This window comes from Nitrospirota bacterium, from assembly GCA_016235245.1.
Classification (GTDB): Bacteria; Nitrospirota; Thermodesulfovibrionia; order Thermodesulfovibrionales; family UBA6898; genus UBA6898.
In genome coordinates this window covers 135,166-152,922 of record JACRLO010000020.1, presented here as the reverse complement: position 1 = coordinate 152,922, position 17,757 = coordinate 135,166, and the positions used below count along the sequence as shown (strand labels likewise).

14 protein-coding genes and 1 pseudogene are annotated in these 17,757 nt (G+C 48.6%); 8 read left to right on the top strand and 7 right to left on the bottom strand.

Annotated features, from left to right (window positions below):
• On the top strand, positions 1-1,161 hold a 1,161-nt coding region (locus tag HZB31_10050), incomplete at its 5' end, for a DUF2207 domain-containing protein (GenBank protein ID MBI5848270.1).
• Between the two features lie 113 nt (positions 1,162-1,274).
• Here the strand turns inward: HZB31_10050 and HZB31_10045 are convergent.
• The gene (locus HZB31_10045; protein ID MBI5848269.1) at positions 1,275-2,087 is read right to left on the bottom strand and encodes an RluA family pseudouridine synthase; all 813 of its coding nucleotides are present in this window, start codon (positions 2,085-2,087) and stop codon (positions 1,275-1,277) included.
• Between the two features lie 130 nt (positions 2,088-2,217).
• Between HZB31_10045 and HZB31_10040 the strand changes: the two genes are divergently transcribed.
• Both HZB31_10040 and HZB31_10035 read left to right on the top strand, forming a co-directional pair.
• Positions 2,218-3,834 carry an AAA family ATPase gene (locus HZB31_10040; GenBank protein ID MBI5848268.1) on the top strand — a complete coding sequence of 539 codons (1,617 nt, stop codon included), beginning with the start codon at positions 2,218-2,220 and terminating at the stop codon, positions 3,832-3,834.
• Positions 3,835-3,836: 2 nt separating this feature from the next.
• Entirely contained in the window at positions 3,837-4,604 is a 768-nt protein-coding gene (locus tag HZB31_10035; GenBank protein MBI5848267.1) for a general secretion pathway protein GspB, read from the top strand.
• Between the two features lie 59 nt (positions 4,605-4,663).
• Here HZB31_10035 and HZB31_10030 read toward each other — a convergent pair whose 3' ends face one another.
• From HZB31_10030 to HZB31_10005, 6 genes and pseudogenes are all read right to left on the bottom strand, one after another.
• Positions 4,664-5,734, bottom strand: a complete 1,071-nt coding sequence (locus HZB31_10030) for an undecaprenyl/decaprenyl-phosphate alpha-N-acetylglucosaminyl 1-phosphate transferase (GenBank protein ID MBI5848266.1) — start codon at positions 5,732-5,734, stop codon at positions 4,664-4,666.
• Positions 5,735-5,751: 17 nt separating this feature from the next.
• Positions 5,752-5,997 (bottom strand): annotated as a pseudogene (locus HZB31_10025) (GDP-mannose 4,6-dehydratase).
• Between the two features lie 84 nt (positions 5,998-6,081).
• Positions 6,082-7,389 carry a nucleotide sugar dehydrogenase gene (locus tag HZB31_10020; GenBank protein MBI5848265.1) on the bottom strand — a complete coding sequence of 436 codons (1,308 nt, stop codon included), beginning with the start codon at positions 7,387-7,389 and terminating at the stop codon, positions 6,082-6,084.
• Positions 7,373-7,702, bottom strand: coding sequence for a hypothetical protein (locus HZB31_10015; GenBank protein MBI5848264.1), 330 nt, complete (start codon positions 7,700-7,702; stop codon positions 7,373-7,375). The genes HZB31_10020 and HZB31_10015 overlap by 17 nt, the downstream gene beginning before the upstream one ends.
• Positions 7,703-7,945, bottom strand: a complete 243-nt coding sequence (locus HZB31_10010; protein ID MBI5848263.1) for a type II toxin-antitoxin system HicB family antitoxin — start codon at positions 7,943-7,945, stop codon at positions 7,703-7,705.
• 262 nt (positions 7,946-8,207) lie between these two features.
• Positions 8,208-9,332, bottom strand: a complete 1,125-nt coding sequence (locus HZB31_10005) for a nucleotidyltransferase family protein (GenBank protein MBI5848262.1) — start codon at positions 9,330-9,332, stop codon at positions 8,208-8,210.
• 364 nt (positions 9,333-9,696) lie between these two features.
• Between HZB31_10005 and HZB31_10000 the strand changes: the two genes are divergently transcribed.
• From HZB31_10000 to HZB31_09980, 5 genes are all read left to right on the top strand, one after another.
• Positions 9,697-10,044, top strand: a complete 348-nt coding sequence (locus HZB31_10000; protein MBI5848261.1) for a MarR family EPS-associated transcriptional regulator — start codon at positions 9,697-9,699, stop codon at positions 10,042-10,044.
• A 299-nt stretch (positions 10,045-10,343) separates the two neighbouring features.
• Positions 10,344-13,388, top strand: a complete 3,045-nt coding sequence (locus tag HZB31_09995) for a right-handed parallel beta-helix repeat-containing protein (protein ID MBI5848260.1) — start codon at positions 10,344-10,346, stop codon at positions 13,386-13,388.
• Positions 13,389-13,535: 147 nt separating this feature from the next.
• A complete protein-coding gene (locus HZB31_09990) occupies positions 13,536-15,062 on the top strand; it encodes a hypothetical protein (GenBank protein MBI5848259.1) in 1,527 nt (508 codons plus the stop codon).
• 25 nt (positions 15,063-15,087) lie between these two features.
• On the top strand, positions 15,088-16,617 hold the full coding sequence (locus HZB31_09985; protein MBI5848258.1) for an oligosaccharide flippase family protein: 1,530 nt from the start codon (positions 15,088-15,090) through the stop codon (positions 16,615-16,617).
• Between the two features lie 8 nt (positions 16,618-16,625).
• Positions 16,626-17,729, top strand: coding sequence for a methyltransferase domain-containing protein (locus HZB31_09980; GenBank protein ID MBI5848257.1), 1,104 nt, complete (start codon positions 16,626-16,628; stop codon positions 17,727-17,729).
• Positions 17,730-17,757: the final 28 nt, after the last annotated feature.

Genomic DNA, 17,757 nt, shown 5'->3' with positions numbered 1-17,757 from the left:
TGGATGATTGTGGGTAAGGACCCTGAGGAAGGCACCATTATGGTCCTCTACAATCCGCCGGCAAAGATGTCTCCTGCCATGATGAGATTTATAGCACACATGGGATATGACCATAAGGCCTTTACCGCAGCACTTATCAATCTGGCGGTAAAGGGGCTGGTAACCATACAGGATGATGACGGAGAATATACCGTCAAAAAGAAGTCAGGTGCGGAAACGGACCTTTCTCCTGAGGAGAGCACCCTGTATCGCCGCCTCTTCCGTGCAGGCCGGGAACTTGCACTGAAGCAGGAGAACCACAAAGATATCAGGGAGGCGCTTACCGAGGTTGAGGAATATCTGAAGCTGAAGTGCGAGAGGAACTTTTTTGTTACCAATACAAAATATTTTATTATCGGACTTGTATTGACCGCGATTTTCCTGTTTATAAGCGGCATAAGTTCTGCAATCAGCAAAGGCGGGCTTCCGGTGTTTCTCTTTATCTGTGTCTGGCTAACCGGCTGGAGCGTAGGTGTTATCATGCTGCTTAAGCAGACATTTTCTTCATGGAAGATGGTCATTTCGTCCCGGGGCTGGAGCAGATTGGGATATGTTGCAAGTGCGCTATTCAGCACCCTGTTTTCTCTGCCTTTTCTGGGTGGGGAGGGTTTTGGCATGTACGTGCTGGCAATGAGCACCTCCTATGTGATGCCGCTGTTTCTTCTTGTGGCAATGGCAGTCAATTATCTCTTCTTTAATCTTCTGAAGGCGCCGACGCTTGCAGGCAGAAAGCTGCTGGACGAGATAGAAGGTTTCAAGCGGTTTCTTGCGGCAACGCAGCAGGACAGATTAAATACGTTAAACCCAGCCGACCGTACCCCTCAGTTGTTCGAAAAATATCTGCCGTATGCCCTTGCGCTGGATGTTGAGCAGCAGTGGGCAGAACAGTTTTCGGGGACCATAGACAAAGCCTCTGCTGCCGGAGAAGCAGGTCAGTATCATCCCGTTTGGTATTCAGGCACTTCGTGGGGCTCTGGTGACTCAGCAGCGTTTGCCTCCTCTTTGGGAGATTCTTTTTCCAATGCAATATCTTCCTCATCAACAGCCCCGGGCTCAAGCTCAGGGAGCGGCGGTGGTTCCTCAGGCGGCGGTGGCGGCGGCGGTGGCGGCGGCGGATGGTAGGTATGACGCGTGACTTGTGGCAAGGCGACGGGATAGGTAATGTTGCGCTGCATCGGGCAGAAAGACTGCACGTGTTCTGCAATGATACGATGATGAACTTTTTTCCGGTTTTGTCAGATCGTAAACGTAACTTCCTGCCTGCTGAAAGGGCAATGAAATCGTAGGGAAACCGCAGTAAGCTTCATCCCTTCTCTGTTTTTGTTCCCTTTGCCATATTTCGGATCTCCCATTACCGGATGGCCGATCATCTCAAAATGGCGGCGGATCTGATGCAGACGGCCTGTTCTGATAAAAGCAGAAACAACAGACCTGTTTTGCTGCGGGTCATAGGAGATTACCTCGTAATCGGTGACCGCTTCCTTGCCGTCAAGCGGCAGACGTATGGTCCCTTTTTTCCCCTGCTGACCCATATCACCAAGGACTTCAACGCGGTATTCCTTGGTGATCAGCTTTTTCTGGAAAAGCTCGGAAAACCGTGCTGCCGATTCCTTGCTGTGTGCAATGATCATGAGCCCGTCAGCTTCCCTGTCCAGGCGGTGCACAAGAAAGGCCTGCCTCCTCACCTGGAAGTGAAGTTCTGCCAGTCTCAGAAGAGAACAATGATCGCCAAACATGGTGCCCTGAGCCATAAGGCCCGAGGGTTTGAACCATACGCTGTAATATCCCTGATCGCTTACGAGTCCCGGTTCCGGCGGCCTGATCGAAAGGAGCGTTTCGTCATAATGTATCTCGATATGGTCATGAGGCGAAAGCACGGTCGTCGCCTTTCTGAGACGTTTCATGTTGCCTTTTCGTTTTACCCAGACAGCACCTTTAACCATGGCGTCCTTGATCCTGCTTTTGGACAGACCGGTTCCGAGCGCAAGTATATCTGCTGCCTGCGACGGAGGGTTTGTGCCTGCGGTCTTATATATAATTTTTTCCATGACTTGCTATTATAAAGCGTATGAGCAGATAAAGGGTCATGAGAGGCCCTGGCATTTGTTTTTTTCCTGAATTTTATTGTACGCTCTAACGTAAACGAACGCGTGCATTAGCGCCAAGGATCTATCGGGTATGACTGTTTTATATCAAGAATATTTTGGACTGAAGGAACCTCCCTTTTCGATTGCTCCTGACCCCCGCTATCTGTTCATGAGCGAACAGCACCGGGAGGCTTTGGCGCACCTTACCTTCGGCATCGGAAGCGACGGCGGATTTATCCTCCTGACCGGAGATGTCGGTACGGGCAAGACTACCGTATCGCGCTGCCTTCTCGATCAGATGCTTCCTGAGACGCATATCGCATTTGTGCTCAACCCCAGGGTGTCTGTCGAGGAACTGCTTGCGGTGGTCTGTGATGAGCTGGGTATAGCGTATCCTGAAGGTGCTGCGAGCAACAAGATGTTTATTGACCGCATTAATGATTTTCTGCTTGCCAGCTGTGCACAGGGTCATAAGACCGTACTGATCATAGAGGAGGCACAGAACCTCAGCCCGGACGTGCTTGAGCAGGTGCGGCTGCTTACGAACCTTGAGACGAACCAGTATAAACTGCTGCAGATCATTCTGCTGGGGCAGCCTGAACTGAGAGAGATGCTGAGCCGTCCTGAAATGAGCCAGCTCGAGCAGCGGATTACTGCCCGGTATCACCTTGGCCCTCTTTCCCTTAAAGACGTGGATGCCTATGTCAGCCATCGTCTTGCCATTGGCGGCGTTGACCGGCAGCTCTTTCCGTCCTCTCTCATACCGACGCTGTACCGGCTGAGCAGGGGTGTGCCCCGGCTGATAAACCTGATCTGTGACCGGTCATTACTGGGCGCATACGTGCAGGGGAAAGACAAGGTTGACAAGGCCACGCTGAAGAAGGCGGCTCAGGAGGTATTTGGCAGGGAAGAAGAGGGCGGGCAGCGCCTGAAGGCGGCAGGCTGGATTGCTGCCGGCATCGTTTTGCTTGCCGTGGTGGCTGCGATTGCGGCATTTTCCTATAAGCAGGACTTTTTTCAGCCTGCGCCTCAGCCACTCAGGGAAGTGCAGGAAAAGAAGACAGAGTCATTACCTCTGCCCGTTGCGCTTCATTGGCCCCCTGAACAGTCCCTTGACCGAAGCGAAGCAATGACATATCAGGGCCTCTTTAAACAGTGGGGTTCCTCCTATAAGGTCGTTGAGATAAACGCGGTATGCAGACAGGCGGCAAGCGAAGGACTGCAGTGCCTGAAGGGCTTAAGCGATCTGAAGAGGCTGGTCGCACTGAACAGACCTTCAGTGCTTAAGCTTATTGATGATAACGGAAGCAGCTTCTATGCCCTGCTCAAAGCTGTCCAGGGGCAACGCATTACACTTCTTCTTGCTGACCGTGAGCTGACAGTCGATCCGAAGGAGCTTGAGAAAAAATGGCTCGGTGAATATACCCTGTTCTGGAAAGCGCCTCCTTCCTGGCGCGGCGAAATCCGGCCCGGCGAAACCGGCCGCCATCTGCAGTGGTTAGCGCAGCTTATCGCAAAAAAGACCGGAATAAGCCGCTTTGGACTGAAGAAGACCTATGACGAAGAAATGGTGAAAGAGATAAAAAAGTTCCAGCTCGAGGAGGGCCTTGTGCCTGATGGCCGCGTCGGCGTGCATACGGTCATTCATCTTAACTCCCGGTACGGCGTTGGGGAGCCCCTTCTGAGCAGGGGCGGCGAAGGGATCTGACCATGTCTTACATACTGGATGCACTCAAAAAGCTTGAAAAGGAACGCAGGAGAGGGAAGATCCCCGGTCTTAGTGAACAGGACTCTATTGTCTATCATTCACAGCGAAGACCTGTCTGGCCGTATATTCTGATCGCCGTTTTTGTCCTGAATGCCGCGCTCCTGTTCTGGTGGTTCCTGCCGAAGAAATCGGCTGATTCTGTTATGCCGGCGGCCCCTGCCAGCCAGCCTTTGGCAGCTCCGTCTGCAAGTCAGGACGTGAAGATGCCTGAAGTGAAGGAACCTGCAGGCGAGGTAGCATCAGGCGCAGCAGCAGGGAAGGCATCGGTGAGCAGTACGCCGGTTCCTCCTCCTGCAGAGAAGGATTCTGTGCTACGTGAGAGGCTTCTGGCGCTCAGGAAGAAGATGCAGGAAGATGAACAGAAGTCAGCCGGCCGCATAAATGGCGAGCAAAAGGCGGACCATGAAAGACAGAAAGTAACCGAGGTAGCGATTCTTGAGGGAAAGCCTGAGGTTGCAGCAGAGCCTCTGCCGGAAAAGAAGTTATACAAGTTTTCAGAACTGCCGCCTTCCGTGAAAGGCGGTCTTCCTGTTTTTTCGATAACGGCCTTTCTCTATTCGGAAAAGCCCTCAGGAAGGATGGCCAGGATCAATGAACGCATGATGAGAGAAGGGCAGGAGCTTTCACCTGGCATCAGGGTTGAAGAGATCGTTACTGACGGCGTAATCCTTTCCTACCGGAAGTTCCACTTTTTTGTAAGTGTAAAGTAAGCCCGCCTCCTTAAGAGCTTCCATGTTTCTCCTGATATTGCTCCAGTAACCGGAAACAGCTACTTCAGCATAATCTTTGCGCGAAGCCGGGAATTTCTTTTCCGCTTCAACAGTATGTTCCTGATGAAGAAGGATGCAATGAAATAGCTAAAAAAATAGGTGAGAAATAGATAGAAAAGATAGTATTCAGGAACTTCAAGCAGGGTTCCTGCAAGCGCGATAGACGAAAATACTGCGGACAAGCCGAGGATTATCGCGACCGTCTGTAGTTTGCTGAAGCCGAACTTGAGTAATACATGATGCAAGTGTTTTTTGTCAGGGTAAAAGGGGCTCTTGCCTTTCATCAGCCGCTTGATCATGACCGTCAATGTGTCATCAATCGGGACCGTAAGGCTTATCAAAGGGGCAACAGGACGGGCTACGCTGTTCGGCTCCTGGGTCAGGACGATGGAAACAAAAGCTGCCGAAAAACCTAAAAAGAGGCTCCCTGCATCTCCCATGAAAAGTCGGGAGGGATGCCAATTGTATCTCATGAAGGCGATGAGAGCCCCCGAAAGCGCTATGCTGAGCATCATTGTATCCCGATGATTATCAAGATAGGCAAGATAAGCGAACGAGATGAAGGATATGAGTGATATGCCGCCTGCAAGACCGTCAACACCGTCAACCATGTTTATCGCATTGATCACCCCCACAAAACCGATTACAGTCATTGGCACTGTCAAAGCATCGAAGTTGATATTCCATAGATAAAGAAGCTCTCCGAAGGTATGGAGAGAGACATTGCTGAAGTAGATGACCAGGATAGCTGATAATATCTGAGCTATAAACTTCATTCTGTGGTGGATTTCCCTGAAATCATCAAAAAAGCCTATGACGACAAGCAAGATTGCTCCGGCATAATATCCCCGCATGTTCGTAAGTGGCAGAAAGAGAAGGCAGGCGAATGCAACACCAAGAGACATTCCGAGGCCTCCAACCAGCGGTTTAGGGAGGTTATGCACCTTACGACGGTTCGGATGGTCAACGAGTCCCAGTTCAGAGGCAATACTGGCGAGCCTCGGAAGGATGAAGAGCGTTATGCTGAAAGGAACAAAAAATGACATTAGACCTGCAACGATATTTGTCATTTTCCCTCCCGCATTATTATGTTGTAAATCTCGTTCGGCTGGGTCTCCTGAATGATGCGGATGAGGTTGGTCGAATCAGTAAGATCGCTGTAGTGGGGCTTGAACCTTGGCATTTTTTCATGAGGGTCCTGATAGAGGTGGTCGATCCTCTGGGTATTGAACAGCGATGCCCGGCGCTTGATGCCGTGGACCATGTATCCTTTATTCAGGAGCAGTTCTGCCAGGTATGCGCCATCCTGCCCTGTGATACCTGTTAGTTTCATCGGACTCCCTTTAAGGCTGCGGTAATGACCTGTATATCGATACTCACAGATATTGTACTTTGAGCTGACTTGAATCGTCATCCTTCACGCCTTTATGATCTTCCTGTTTTTTATCCCTGATTTATGGAAAGCGTTTCGCGTATCAATAATGCAGGCGGCATGCCGGGCGATGAAATGATAATCATAGGCAGAGTGGTCGGTCAGGAGCAGGACTATATCCGCCTTTTTCAGCTCTGCAGCCGTCAGCTTCCTGGACCGCATATCAATATCAGGATAATGCCGGTGTCCTCTGCATAGGGGGACCAGCGGATCGTTATATCCGACTGTGGCGCCCTTTTCCTTCAGCAGCTGCATGATGCGCAGGGAAGGCGACTCCCTCTGATCGTCTATGTCCTTCTTGTAAGCAACCCCGAGGACCAATATTTTTGCCTTGTTAAGACTCCTGCCTTTTTTGTTCAGCGCCTCAATGGTCTTCTCTATCACATAAGAGGGCATACTGGTGTTGATCTCGCCTGCCAGCTCGATAAAGCGGGTTGAAAAGTCATATTCCCGCGCCTTCCAGGTCAGATAAAAGGGATCGATCGGGATGCAGTGGCCGCCGAGGCCGGGGCCGGGGTAGAAGGCCTGGAACCCGAACGGTTTTGTTTTTGCCGCCTCAATAACCTCCCAGATGTCGATATCCATCTTGTCAAAGAGCATCTTCATCTCATTTACCAGCGCAATATTGACCGAGCGATAGATATTTTCGAGAAGCTTCGCCGCTTCCGCAACCTTTGGCGATGAAACCGGTACTGTTTTTGTTACGACCCTGTCATACAGAGCCTTTGCCGCCCTGAGGCATTGCGCCGTATATCCGCCTACTACCTTTGGGATGGTTGAAGTCGAAAAGTCTCTGTTGTTGGGGTCTTCACGCTCCGGGGAAAAGGCGAGGTAGAAATCCTTTCCGGCCTTCAGACCATTTTCTTCAAGGATGCGTTTCAGATCCTGATCCGTTGTGCCGGGATAGGTGGTCGATTCAAGGACCACAAGCTGACCCTTTCTGAGATGCCGGGCTATTGTTCTTCCGGTGTTAAAGACATGGCTCATGTCAGGCTCGCGGTTCTTGCTGAGCGGTGTAGGAACGCAGATGATAATGCAGTCCATTGCCGACAGGCGTGAAAAATCAGTTGTCGGGGCGAAAAGCCTGGAGCATAAAGCAAGGGCATCAGCGGCTATATGTTTTATATAACTCTTCCCCTGCTTCAATAACATTATTTTTTTGGGGTCTGTATCAAAGCCGGTCACTGCAAACCCTGCCTTGCAGAACTCGATTACCAGAGGCAGGCCGACATAGCCCAGTCCGATAATGCCGACCTTCGCCTTGTTATTTTTGATTTTATTCAGAAGATCCATGCAATGCCCCCGTCAGGAAAATATAAATGGCGTTGTTGCTACGAGAATCTCTTTCCATGCCTATCATTATAGTCCATGCACCTTCCGTGCGCAAAGATATCGGGGAGCGCATGAGCTGCGGGTTGAGGAGATAATAAGGGAAGGTCATAGAGGAGCTGCGGGGAAAATATTGTTTAGCTTTAAGGAAGTCGTCCAGAGATACGTCGCTTTTTCTTATCAGCCCGCGCAGTAATCCAGGGGCTAATTTTTTGTAACCAAACTGCTCAAAGATCCTGACGGTATCCTTTCCGGAAAGATTGGAGCGTATCCCCACCTAAACAGAGACCTCTCCCAGAAAAACTTCTTGTTCTTCTTGACGGATCAGCCTTCCGTGTTTTTCCTCGACAAACAGCCATCCCTTTATTGCGTCTCTTATGTTTTGGAGTGCCTCAACCATAGTTTTGCCCTGGCTCATGCAGCCAATGAGTTCAGGAATATCCACAACATAGCCGTCATACTCGGCGTCATGGGTAAGACCTTGAATCTCATAAGATACCTCCAGAAGGAATTTCGTAATGTTAGTATCTCACATCTCTGCTTTTGGGGCCTCTTATTCTTCGCTCTCTTACACTTTATGGCTCATCCGCCTCTGCGGACCAGAGTGTGGCGGGCGCCTCCCTGCCGTTCCAGATTGCCAGCTTGTCAACTATTCACGTCTCACGAATTACGGCCGCTCTCCGCCATCCGTTTAGATTTTAACAGTTTATGTATTACGCATACGGCATATCATTGCTAACAGCTCCTTGTCCTTTAGCCGTTTACTCATCACGATTCACGCTTTAAAATCTCTTCGTCTTTTTTAAGATCATAATGAAAGGATTCAGGATGTAATAGAAGAGAGTCTTTAGAGAGCTCCCGGGGATATTGTAACGCAGGCGAATCTCAGCCGGAGCCGGAAATATTCTTTCAAAAAGCGCCTTGAAAATATCAGCGGGGGAGTCAAGCAGGAGAAGAAACAGGGACATCCTGAGATGGGGATAAATATCCTGCCTAAATAGGCTCCGGATGACAAACCGTTTAAGCAAGTCATAGCCGAGCATATTTGTTTTGGTTATCACATCCGGAATATTTAAGCCAAATGAATCATGCATGAGCTTCAGCGTAAACATAGCCAGCCTCCTCATCCGTAGCTTCCTTGCAGAAGCCATGAACTTCTGCCAATCAAAATCCTGACTCAGAAGTGCCGGCATAAGCACAAAATGATGAAGCGGCATAAAGGCCTTGCAGAAAAGCCTGAAGATTAGATAAAGAAGATAATTCTCATTTGAAAGACGGGCGACAGTCCTTCCTCTCAATGCCGTCTCTCCGGTATCCTTCCGCCAGTAAGCAGAAGATGCTTGGAAATATCTTCTCACCAGGTTCCAATGCAGTTCGAGCACAGTGTTTTTCTTTCGGAAGCGAAGATGGTAGGAACCCGCCAGTTGATCCTGCTCACTGAGCTCTCCGCTGAGATCATATTCGGCTGCAATAAGACTCGCTCGCGCCTGATTTAGATCATCCAGCGGAATGAGCAGATCTATATCAGAGGTGGGGTACAGGCCAATATCTCCGAACAACGTCTCAGCAGCAAAAGAGCCCTTCAGGGGGATGGAGCGGATTCCGGCCCTGCGTAAGATATCGACAATATATAAGGTCTCATCGAGATGATCTGCATTACGTTGAATGGTCGCTATGTAGTGCGTCAACAGACGCTGCATGAACTCCGGAGGAAAGATCTGAAGATCTGAAAGATTTTTATAAAGCAGTGGTGTTACCTGGTTCAGGTTTGCCAACTGAAGCAGCCAGTCGTAATCAATCGGTGTTGATCTGTCGAACAGAAGCGCCTGAACTTTCTGCATGACTTGGCCAGAAGGAGTGGGCTGGGAAAGAATGAGCACAAGGTTCTCTTCAGTCGTGAGCTTCATACGGATATTGTAACAGGAACGGGACGAATGATTCGGACGTAACAGCACCGTCCGAATTTTTGCATCTCCGGGGTAGAAGATTTTCTATTGACTTTCACCGATTACCTTTACTCGTTCAAGATTTACGGTCTCTCAAGAACTGGGGGAAATTTTTGATAAGTTCCTGCGGAGGAATGTCGCATGCGTTAGAAACTTTTTCAGGCTTGCCAGACTATCGCTAAGTCCTTGTATTTATTAGGGGAATAAATATATAATTAAATCGTTCAACGCGTGAACGCATTGTCAATTAATAAAATACTCTCCCCTTTCACTGCTGCTTCAATTGCAGAAGAGCGGCGGTAGCCCGCCACTTTTCATAGTGCATATGAACGAACTACAATTTAATACCCTCCGCATGCTGACCAGCGACGGCACTCTGTCCCAGCGTGACCTCTCCCGCAAAATGGGGATTAGCCTCGGCAAGGTAAACTATATTGTCAATGAACTGCTCGAAAAGGGGTATATCAAGGCAGAACGCTTCAAGAACTCGAAGAACAAGATGGCTTATATGTACATACTTACTCCTCACGGTGTAGCAGAGAAGTTCAGACAGACCCAGGCCTTTATTCGCCGAAAGACCGAAGAATATGAAAGACTCGGCACCGAGATAGAATCTCTCAGAAGCGAGCATGCAGACCTTCGGTCGAAAGAGAAAAGTGCTGTCAACGAATAGCTTGTTAGCTGTTCAGGCTGTTAGCTTATATTCGCTTAAATGAAAAAGATCCTTGTCATATTGCCCGAAAATCAGGGGGATACAAACTCAGTTAGGCAGACGCCTATAGTGCCTCATTTTCCATGATAATTATAGTTTCGCAGACTTTTTGCAACAGTCTCTAATTAACGATTTCTGTTTATAAAGCCGATACTTTTAATAATATTATGACGTTTAGCCTTCAAAATGTTAGAATTAGCTATATTGCTTTGTTAATTCTGCCTCTATCATTGGGATAATTTATGTAGGAGGGAAATATTATGAAAAGAAGCGCGCTTGTTATTTTAGTTGCTGTTTTTCTCTCATTTACGGTTGGCCTGATCGGCGCTCCTGCAGAGGCCACCGACCCATGCGCTGCTGCTGGAGACGCGTATCAAACCGGTCCGACATTCACCGTGACAAGGACTGATGACGTAAATAATTTTGCCTGCTGTGCTGGCACCGGAGGGATCCCGCTTGGCTGCTCTCTGCGTGAGGCGATCAACGCTGCAAACAGTCTGGGCGGTACAAATGACATAATATTTGAGTCGGGTTTAAGTGGTACAATCACAGTTACTTCGGCTCTTCCTCCAATTAGCGGGACACTGACTATCACCGGCCCGGCAACTCCGATCATAATTAATGGCAATAGTTTTTTTGATATCTTCTACAATGGGGATGGAACATCTGCGCTATCTCTTGTGGATTTGACCTTACAGGATGGTGTCGGCGGTATCTATGTCGGCCCCGGAAACTCACTAATCATCGACGGCTGCACCTTCACCGGAAACAACAATGGTGTCCTTACTGGCGGAGCAGTTGACAACGACGGATCGGTATCGATTGTGAACAGCACATTTCATGGAAACTCTTCAGGAACCGGTGGAGCAATATATAATAGCGAATCAGGAACTCTTATCGTATATAACAGCACTTTTTCAAACAACTCGGCAACGACCGGAGGAGGTATTTACAATGCGGGTTCAATGTCTGTCTATAATTCGGTTATTGCGAATAGTAATTCTGGTGGCGACTGTGCAAATACCGGAACCATATCAGCGCAGAGCAATAACCTTGTTGAGGATGGTTCATGCTCGTCTGCCTATAACGGCGATCCAGTTCTCGGTGTTCTTGCAAATAATGGTGGGCCTACACAGACCATGGCGCTTGAGGTCGGCAGTCCTGCAATAGATGCTGGTCAGAACTCAACCTGTGCCGCGACAGACCAGCGCGGCACTGCACGTCCCCAAGGCGTAAACTGCGACATCGGCGCGTATGAGAAGGTGGTGGCAGTACCGCCCGGTGTGCCGACACTGGCGTCACCTGCATCTGGAGCACTTGTCGCCACTACGACCCCGTCCTATACATGGACAGTGGGAGCATCAGCAGGTGCGACCCAGTATCGGATCTATTTGGCTCGGCAGAGTGCGGGAGGTGTTCCCGGTGGTGACCAGACATTTAACGCAGCTGCGATCTGCACAGGAACAACAGCAGGGGATACCTGCACCGTCAATACACCGCCAATGCCTACGTTGACAAACAATACCACATACTTCTGGCAAGTGCGTGGCATAAATGCCGCCGGTGCTGGTGCATGGACAGCCCAGCGGCAGTTTATAGTGACAACATCAACGGTTCCTGGCGTGCCGACAATTACATCGCCTGCAGAAGGGGAAGTCCTCGCTTCAACAACCCCGACCTATACATGGACGGTGGGGGCATCAGCGGGTGCGACGCAATACCGGGTCTATTTGGCTAGAAAGGAGGCTGGGGTTCTTCCTGGCGGAGATCTCACGTTTAATGCTGCCGATATCTGCACAGGGACCACAGCAGTGGATACCTGCACAGTCAACACGCCGCCGTTGCCAACATTAACATTGAATCCCTCATACATTTATTTCTTCAGAGTGCGTGGCATAAATGCCGCTGGTGCTGGTGAGTGGGCAGGCCCTCGAAAGTTTAAGGTGGTGACGGTTCCTGGCGTGCCGACACTCACGTCACCTGCATCTGGAGCACTTGTCGCCACTACGACACCATCCTATACATGGACAGTGGGTGCATCTGGATTAGCCGCTCAGTACAGAATCTATCTGACAGAGCAGGGTATGGGAGGAGTTCCTGGCGGCGATCTCACCTTTAATGCTACTGATATCTGTACAGGGACAGCAGCAGGGGATACCTGCACAGTCAATACACCGCCGATGCCGACGTTGACAAATGATACCACATACTTCTGGCAGGTGCGTGGTATTAATGATGCTGGTTCTGGAGAGTGGACGGCCCAGTGGCAGTTTATTATGACAACATCGACTATACCAGATGTGCCGATACTGATGATACCTGCATCATGGTCGACCATTGCCACTACAACTCCGTCTTATACATGGAAAGTAGGGCCATCCGTAGGGGCGACGCAATATCGTATTTATCTGGCACAGTCGGGAGTAGGGGGTGTTCCTGGTGGCGACATGACGTTTAATGCTGCAGCTATCTGTACGGGGACAACGGCAGATGATACCTGCACAGTGAACGCACCGCCAATGCCGACATTGTCGGATGGTATTAATTACGATTGGACCGTGCGAGGCATTACTGTGGCTGGTGCAGGTGCTTGGGTGGTGCCTTCCATACAGTTCACCGTAACAACAGCGACAGTTCCTGGTGTTCCGACACTGACTTCACCTGCGTCAGGGGCAGTGATCGCTTCTACTACCCCGTCTTATACCTGGACGATAGGTGCATCTGCAGGGGCAACCCAGTATCGGATCTATCTTACACAGTCAGGAGGAGGCATCATTCCTGGCGGTGACCTGACTTTTAACGCGGCTGCCATCTGCACAGGAATAACGGCAGGGGATACTTGCACAGTGAACACACCGCCAATGCCAACCTTGACTAATAATACGACTTACAGTTGGAACGTGAGAGGTATTAATGCTGCTGGTGCAGGAGCATGGGCAGGCTCCAGATTGTTCACCGTAACAACAGCGACTGTGCCTGGGGTGCCTACCCCCACATCGCCTATTGGTGGGATAATCGTAGGCTCCACGACGCCGTCTTATACCTGGACAATAGGAGCATCTGCAGGTGCAACTCAGTATCGGGTCTATCTTACGCGGCAGGGTGCTGGCGTAGTGCCTGGCGGCGATCGGACGTTTAATGCTGCAGCCATCTGCACAGGAACAACGGCAGTGGATACCTGCACAGTCAATACACCGCCAATGCCGACCTTGACAGGCAATACCACTTATTTCTGGAATCTTCGCGGCAGTAATGCAGCAGGTTCAGGCGCCTGGGCGGGCGCTCAACAGTTTAAAACGCCGTAAGTGATGTAATACACAGGGGGCCTGATATTCAGGTCCCCTATCTTCCCTTTTTACGCGAGTGTGATGAAAGATGATACGAAATCAAGACTCCTTTAGCAGTAAATGAACTATTATGATTCCATCCTGCTCCCGGCTCGATTGCAATCTGTGAAGAATATATTACTTCTGCTTGTCATTTTGGCTTCCACGCCGCACCTGCTATTCGCATCAGAGGGCGGTCAGGGAATCATTAATGTGCTTGACTATGGCGCATCAGCCGATGGCGATCCCTCCAAAGCTGCTCAGAACACAGCGGCTATCATGAAGGCATGGAATGCAGCTGCGAATATAAAGGGCGCGCAAAACGGAAGCAGCCTTTATTTCCCGCCTGGCGTTTATTACGTAAATAAGATCGGATCGACGGTCGAAGGGTTTCTGCCGCCCAAGTTCGTAAATATCTCAGGAGCCGGGCCCCGCAAATCCGTTCTGAAACTTGCCGACAGCCAGAATTCTCACCTGTTTCATATAAAGGCGAACCACTGGTTCAATGCCTCCATTTCCGACATTGGTTTTGAAGGCAATGCAAAAGGCAATCCAGGCACCGAAACTTTGGTTGAGATTAATGGTTACAATATTCACATCAAAGACGTCTATGTGGCCAACTCCGCTGGCAGTGGGCTTAAAATCGCTGCAACACAGCAGGTTCGAGTGATGCAGGTAGAGGCTGAGTTCAATAAAAAGTGGGGCATTATCAGCGAAAACAACATAAGCGTTACTTTTGATTCCGTTTCTTGCGAACACAATGACACGGGAGGCCTCCTGATTAAATCGAAAGGAGCGGCAGCCTCGGATAATGTGCGTTATATGGCGCCAAGCACTGTTGTGACAGGAGGTTATTTTGAAAAAACTCCTGTTGGCATAGAATTGAGGGGGATCTCAGGGGTCGAAGTCCACGCAGGATACAGCACAAGTACTTTTCTGAAAATCAGCCGTGACCCTGAATCCGGCAGGATATCGACCGGCAATATCATATTTGCCCAGTCAGCCGCAGGGGATGTCGAGATCCAAAGGGGTAATTACGGAAATACAATTATTGTCGGACCTCTGACTAAAAACAGGATGAGGTTTAAAGACCTCGACGGAAGAAATTATATCGGGATGCTGGGGAAGGCTCCATCCGAATTAAGCATCCTGGACAACAGGGATTTGAAATCAACTATCGAGCCACAGAAAAAGATGATGACCAGTTGGCACGTGAGCGGACCGAAAGAGGCGTGGAAGGCGGCAAAATCCGGCGGGAGATCGTCTCTTGTTTCTGATTTTTGCGGGAAGGACTCCGGATACCATGAACTGGCTACTGAGTCGGATACGCTTTATTCCATCAGCATTAATTCAGGCAATGCACTGCGTGCCGAGTCTGTTGTGTATGTTCAGACACTGCTTGAGGCCCATGGCAGTTGCAAGGTTGACCTTCAGATATACGACAGTTCAAACCGCCTGTTCTACGATTGGGAAGCCGAAAAGTGGACGCAGGACTCTTCATTATTCCCGGTCATGGTAAACGGCACCACTCAGATTCATCAGTTTTTGGTGAAAAATGACAGCGTAAAAAGATCGGTGAATATAAAATACTTCATCTCAAACTGCCATGGAAGGTCAGTTCGGTTTTATTGTACGGACGTAAAAGAAGAATAGACAATCTCTCGAAGCCTGCAACCATATGACAGCAAACGATAACAGGGACCTGCTGAAAAAAGGGTCTGTCTCGATATTCTACACTGTGCTCTTCAAGGTTGCATCTCAGGCTTTTGCTTTTTTATCGACAATTATACTGATCAAGCTTCTTTCAAAGAACGATTATGGCATTTATAACCTTCTTTACTCTCTTATCGGCGTCATGGCCATAATAGCATCGTTGGGTCTAAATAATATCCTGAACAGGTATATTCCAGAATATTTCAGGAACAAAGAATTTACACTCGCCCACAGACTTTATGTGAGATCCTCAATAATAAGGCTCCTGATCAGCGCTGTGATCCTTCTTATTATATTACTGTTCTGGGAATCGCTTTCTCCGTATCTAAAGTTATCCGAATATAAAACGTATTTTATTCTGTTTGCAGGCGTAATTATTACCTATCAGCAGTGGCTGTTTGCAAAGATAGTCCTTGATTCCTATTTCCTGCATAAGTATACTCAGGGAGCATACGCTGGTTTTGTCTTTCTGAAGTCTATTGCTTACCTTCTTTCCTATTACTACGGGGCGTCTCTTCTCTGGATCATTGCGGTTGACCTTATCGCCCTCATCGTTTTGCTCGCGGCTAATTTGTATGTTTACCATCGGTTTATCCCCAGGGAAGGAGGAATAAGTAATTTTTCTGCTAATGAAAAGAAACGGATCGTAAGGTATGGACTATACAACAACTTCAATGATATAGGGATACAGTTCATAGACACTGGCGTTGACAATTTCATTATAGCCCTTTTCCTTGATCCAGTCGCTGTCGGGATTTATGCATTTTGCGACAGGATATCGAAAATGATCGGAAGGTTCAATGTCACGGGATACCTGTCCGAGGTTATCCGTCCACTCTTTTTCTCGCTTGGAGTTACCGCAGAGAAAGAGAAGGTCAAGACGATGATGCACTTTCTGATGAAGTACACGTATATATTTTACGTGCCCGTCTTCTTTTTCTTTGTCATGGCTGGCGAAGATTTTATCACCCAGGTATTCGGCAAGTACGGCGAGCATAGCCGTCTGTTCTTAGTCGTATTGGGTTTTGCAGCCATAAACGCCGTCTCGTTTCCTCTTGCACTTTCATCACAGCTTGATGAGAAAGTTGACATAATATTGTTCAGCAAGATTTTTGGCCTATATAATCTGGCTGCAGATATACTATTTATCAAGCTCTGGGGCATTATGGGCGTGGTCATAGCAACAGGTACGGCAGGGCTTTTTCGGAACCTCTTTATCGGATGGTTTGTGCGGGATTCTATTCCGCTCCGGCGCGTGGGGATGCTCCTGCTCAACACAATCGCATACTGGACCATCTGCTCGCTGCTGATAATGACTTTTCTGCATATCGAAGGACCGTTGATGAATGTGGTTATCATGGGGGTGCTGTTTATCATGCTGTTTGTCGTCCATTTTCGTTTTATTCTTCCACACGACAGCGAGGAGCGCAGGTTTTTTATGGCACTTGCTGGGGAGAATAAACTCCTTGGTTTCTTCAGGTTCATATACTCATAGTGATATCCATGACTGATTCTGCAGATCTTTATCAGGTGCTCGTTTGTCCATATGAAGGGACTAAACTGGAGTCATTTATCGAAAGAACAGACATGGCTGATTCTGACAATGACGAGGGCATTTTGTTTTGTAGATATTGCAAGAGAATATGGACAGTCATCGAAGGAATCCCCCGTTTCGTAACTGAAGGAAACGTTGATTTGCACAGGGATATAGAAATATTGGAAGCCCTCAGAAATTCAATCAGCGAGATCGACGGGTCTACATTCGACGACAATATCAATATGCTTATGAGATGGCAGCAAACCGCTCAAAAGGGTTGGGCATACGACGAGATGAATTACTGGGAAGACTATTATGAAAAGAAACTTGACTCAGCTGAAACTCCGGGTGAAATACGCTCTACCTATAACAGACTTCTGCCCAGAAAAAGGCATATCCTTTCAGTGCTGGACTCCCAGGGCCCCATAACAAATGTAATCGAAGTCGGCTGTGGAACAGCAGGCGTCATGTCTGCCTATCAGGATTTCATCAAGAATAAAATCTACTTCGGCACGGATTTGTCGTTTAATGCCCTTCGGATAGCGAAGAGGCGAATCAAAGGACACTTTATTCTGTGCGATGCTGGCAGTCTGCCTTTCAGAAATGGCTTTTTCGACGCAATGCTTGGCTTTGGAGTGCTTCACCATCTTCCTCGGCATGAGGAGTCTCTCCTCTATCTGCTCAGCAAGGTAGCTGGAGGCGGCTGGCTCGGTTTCAACGAAAAGATCAAGACCCCCGAAAGCATGAAGAACTCTTTTATTGTAAAGGCGCTAAAAATATTATTCATGAAATCTGCAAGAGAACATGGTAGCGAGGAATACATTGACTGTGATAACCTGTTTAGAATCCTAAAGGGGAGCGTTGAATTTAAAAACATACACTATGAATATTCAATAGTAAGAGATGCGCTTGTAATGCTACTCGTAAACAGCTTAGGGATAAACATCAAACCTATAACAGAGATGGTCATACGACTTGACGAGGCCGCTATAAAGTTTTTGGGAAAGTCCTTTGACATCTTCGGCCCTAAGAATATTCTTTTTGTTGCGCGGAAAAAAGATGCCCTCTAATAAGATAACAATTGTCCATGGGCTGCCT